Origin of the sequence: Legionella tunisiensis (assembly GCF_000308315.1) — a bacterium.
In the GTDB taxonomy this organism is placed as follows: domain Bacteria; phylum Pseudomonadota; class Gammaproteobacteria; order Legionellales; family Legionellaceae; genus Tatlockia; species Tatlockia tunisiensis.
Genome location: NZ_CALJ01000209.1, coordinates 1 through 4,014 on the forward strand (window position 1 = coordinate 1; position 4,014 = coordinate 4,014).

The following is a 4,014-nucleotide window of genomic DNA, read 5'->3' on the forward strand; positions in this document are numbered from 1 at the left end:
ATTCCTCAGCCATCTCTTCTAAACTCTCATAGTCCAGGCCATTAAATATTCTTCATATTCTTGCTGGTCATAACTCATTTCCAGATCTTCAATGATGTCTGTAAGAATTTTCTGAACACCCGGATGTTCTCGGTCACCCAATACTTCTTTCGAAGCTTGTGAGGCTTGCTCTAAGTGTTCATGTACTTTTGTAGTATGCCCAACAACAACCTCGCGAGTAATTCGAGCTAATTCTGTCTCTATAGTCTTTAAAAATTCCTGAGACTCACTTACTACTTTTTTTGCAGACTCCCACGCGCTCTTGGCTTCGTTGCTGGCTTTCAGCGTAGGCCCTGTAATTGAAGTCAAAGAAGAAATACCCACTTCACCAGCTTTTCCAGCTTCTGCATACGCACTTTTATATTGCTTTTCCGCTTCTTTGGTAACTACAGTCATATCGCTAATTGTTTGGCGCACTCTGGCAGCCATCTCCTTCAATCCATTCTTATTATTTTTCAACTGATCAACCGTAGAAAAGTTTTCCCGTTCTACCTGTATTCTCGTTGCAATTTGTTTTACGACTTCAGATTGTCTAACTGCTTCTTTAGCATAGTTATTAGCATTTCTTGCATGCTCACTTATTTCAGGTTGCATTCTACGTTCTGCCTGACTAATGAGCTCCACATCGTTCATTGCTTTAGTAATCTTGCTAAATGCTGTTTTATAACTCTCCAGCTCAGGATTAACACCTTCTTGCCATCTAGAATCACTACCAGAAGATGTTGTAAGATCTTTTTGTGCACGCTCCAATTGGGTTTTAATTTTTTCACCCATGTCCTTTATCGCCTTAGCTCGCACTTGCATCTCTTCATAAGCCTTGACATCTGAGTCATAAGAAGATTGCCGCGTGTAGTCTTTAGGATTAGGCGCAGAGGCACTAAACCCAACTTTTTCCTTAGCCGCAATTTGTGTTTTAACTAATTCATGAAACGTGTCTAAGTCAGACTTTAATCCAGACAGAAGTTCCATTTCGTTCTCTAAGGTGTCTACCTTTGGATGCTTTCTGACTAAATCTCGAACACTTTGAACAGTATCTACGATAGGTTTAACACCTGAAGTAAACACACCAGTAACCTTGTTATAGATAGTATCCGTAACGACCGCTTTTAGTAGACCTATACCGAAACACTTTAGATAATTCAAGCCTGTTAAAAGCGTTTTCTGGAAAGGTGAAATATCTGTTCTAGCTTTAATAGCCTCAAATTCGTTATCACGCGCCCTCACTTCGCGGACTGTATTGAAAGCTACTTTTGCTACTAGAACTGCTCCAAGGATGGCTGCACCAATGGGTGAACCAAGACCTACAGCAGTCAAAGCACCTAGTCCAAACCCTCCTGCAGCAATAGCAGTGCCCACAAAGGCCCAAAAAATCACTGCTGGTAACACGTTAGCAATAGTTTTCGCTATCCTCATTGAAGGGCCGACTTTAATAGATTTATCTAGTTCAGACTCTAAGACAGTTCTTCCAGCTAATTTAGGTTCGTTTTCGCGGCTTTCAGGTATTAGCCGTTCCTTACGATCCTTAATATTATTCTCTATTAATTGTGATGTAGCGATTAATTCCTTGCTCAATTCCTCAAACTTGGCTTTCGCAAGCATCTTGGTTGCGTCTTGCAATTCTACAGCACGCGCTTTTGTTCGCTGTTCTACAGGTGCAAGAGTATCTGCTTCTTCTAAGCTTACTAATACAGACTCTAGAGTGGACATTGCTTTTTGTTGCAATGTTCTTGCTTGTTCTTCCGTTACTTCTTTGGAAGCCTCCATTTGCATCATCATGAGTCGATTATAAACACACATGCCGACTAGAGCCGTTTCTGAAGGGGAGTTAAAATCAACATTCTTCATTAAAAATTCCAACTCTCTTTCCAATTCCGCTTCTTGTGAAGTAGGTGGCATTTGTGCTTTTAACGCGTTATCAACACGCTCAAACTCTGCGCTTACTTTGTTAACAAAGTTATCGTGCTCTGATTCAGGCATACCTTCCAGGGATTGACTAAATAAGTATTTGACACAAGCGGCCCTATCTAATGCAGGGTTATTCTTTTTGATAGCCCGATATTGCAAGTAAAAACCTGAAAATGCCTCACGTTCGTGTCCTTTAAGCGCTGACCGCTGAGATGGATCTTTAGCGGCATACTCAAAGGCTTTTTGTTCCAGAATTTTTTGCACTTCGACATTTAAATAAGGACTGATTACATCTTTAAGCTTCTCAGCTGCCATACCCGTTAAATAATCCTTTGCAGAGCCTACTAATCCGCCAACTGAAGAGAAAAGAGATTTCATAGGTCCAGGGAAAAGTTTCTCTTGTACCTCTGGACGGGCTAACACCCCTATCGCAATATCAGCAATAACGGCCTGAGGCATAACATAAGCAAGCGGCATACTTAATGCGTAATATTGAGCCATTCCAGGAATAAAACCAGTTACAACATTTAAACCTTGGCTAACGCCTTTCTTGACAAGTTCTTCATTAGTCAATTGATTTCTTGTTAAAGGATTACTCAATCGCGTCATTAATTCTGGTGGAGGCGGTGTATCGTTAAACGCTTTCTCATATTTAACTTTAGCTTGTATAATGCCATCTAAATGCTCATTCTTACTCATTGCGTAAGCTAAGATTTTTCAGGCATCGTTGCGGACAGCATTCCACTTTTTGGCAGAACCGTTTCCCAAGCAAGAGATATCAATTGTTTGGACAATGCTTGGGCACTAAGCATATCTGACATATCAATTTCACCACCCACTAATTTCCTTATTTCCTCTGCAAGATCATCATCCTTTTTAATATCTGTCATGAGCTGGGCGACAGCTTTATCTAATGTCTTTAGATAGCTGATTTTAGCATCACATAAACTTTTGAGAGGATCATTCGGACTCAAAGCCCGCAGACCTTCACAGGCGGTTAATTGTTTTTAGGCTCTCAGAAATATGGCTCAAAACAGGATGAATTGTGTCCAAAGTTGCTTGATAGCCCTGACGTGACTCCTCTTTAGGAGTGAATGCTTTAGGTGGTTTAGGGGCTTCCGTAGGAGGAAAAGAGTCTGTGAACTCCGCTATCCATAGAAGATTAAGGCTTGTATCGCTTTTATCTTTATATTTTTCTAAATCCCTTACATCTGTAGTTGTTAAAAGTTTCCCACCTTTTAATTTGCTATAAATATCTCTTAATTTTTCATGTCTTGTATCAAAGGCTGCCTTGGCTTCTTTATCTAATGCACCCATGAATACTTTATCTTTTAATTTGTCATAGATAGCATCAAGCTCTTTTTCTAATTTTGGCATCAACTGTTGCTGCTGGTTATGCAATGAAGCCCTATCCAGGGCCGGACGTACATAGAGTTTTTGGAAAGCTTGCACTTTAGGATCGTCAGATTCAAAGTGCATAGCCGCTGCTAATTCATTAAAATTAGCCATGCTATTTTTAGAGCTCTTAATTTCAGCTTCCAATGTTTTTACTCTTTGAATCATATAATTTGCTTTATCGCCTTTTTCACTGCTTTCGTCGTTTGCAAATGCTTTGAGTTGCTCAATTAATGGTGTAGCTAAAGTGTCTGGATTAATCTTAGCTTTAAAAGCCATATAGCTCTCATAGTCCGATTTAACCTTAACTTCAGGCCTTGCCATATAAGCATCAAAGAACTCTTTTTCTAAGGAAGGACAGCCGCTCGCTTCTGCTAAGGCATGAATATTAAAGAAGTCTTCAGCAACAGCAGGATCCGTACTTGGATTTAAATAGGCCCAAAACTCACCCTGATCACTAAATTTTCTCTTAACAGACTCAGAGAAAAGGGAGGTGAATGCATTCCAGGCTCTAGTCACACCGCTAGTATACGTTTGTTTAGCGACATAGGGCGTGTAATGAGATGGTAGTATATAGGTTCCTAAAGAAACCACCTTTCCAACTGTAGGACCCACTGCGCGATAGAGTGAGGCGGTTGCATTTAGCATTGCCTCTGCCGTATTTTTAACTGACTC

3 protein-coding genes are annotated in these 4,014 nt (G+C 40.3%); all 3 read right to left on the reverse strand.

Going from position 1 to position 4,014, the window contains the following annotated elements; genetic code table 11:
• Positions 1–18 precede the first annotated feature (18 nt).
• Positions 19–2,643, reverse strand: a complete 2,625-nt coding sequence (locus tag BN58_RS12465) for a hypothetical protein (RefSeq protein WP_019217123.1) — start codon at positions 2,641–2,643, stop codon at positions 19–21.
• Between the two features lie 8 nt (positions 2,644–2,651).
• Positions 2,652–2,918: a hypothetical protein gene (locus BN58_RS12470; RefSeq protein WP_019217124.1), complete on the reverse strand. Its 267-nt coding sequence runs from the start codon at positions 2,916–2,918 to the stop codon at positions 2,652–2,654.
• 13 nt (positions 2,919–2,931) lie between these two features.
• A partial coding sequence (locus tag BN58_RS31775; protein ID WP_198009889.1) for a coiled-coil domain-containing protein occupies positions 2,932–4,014 on the reverse strand: 1,083 nt, incomplete at its 5' end.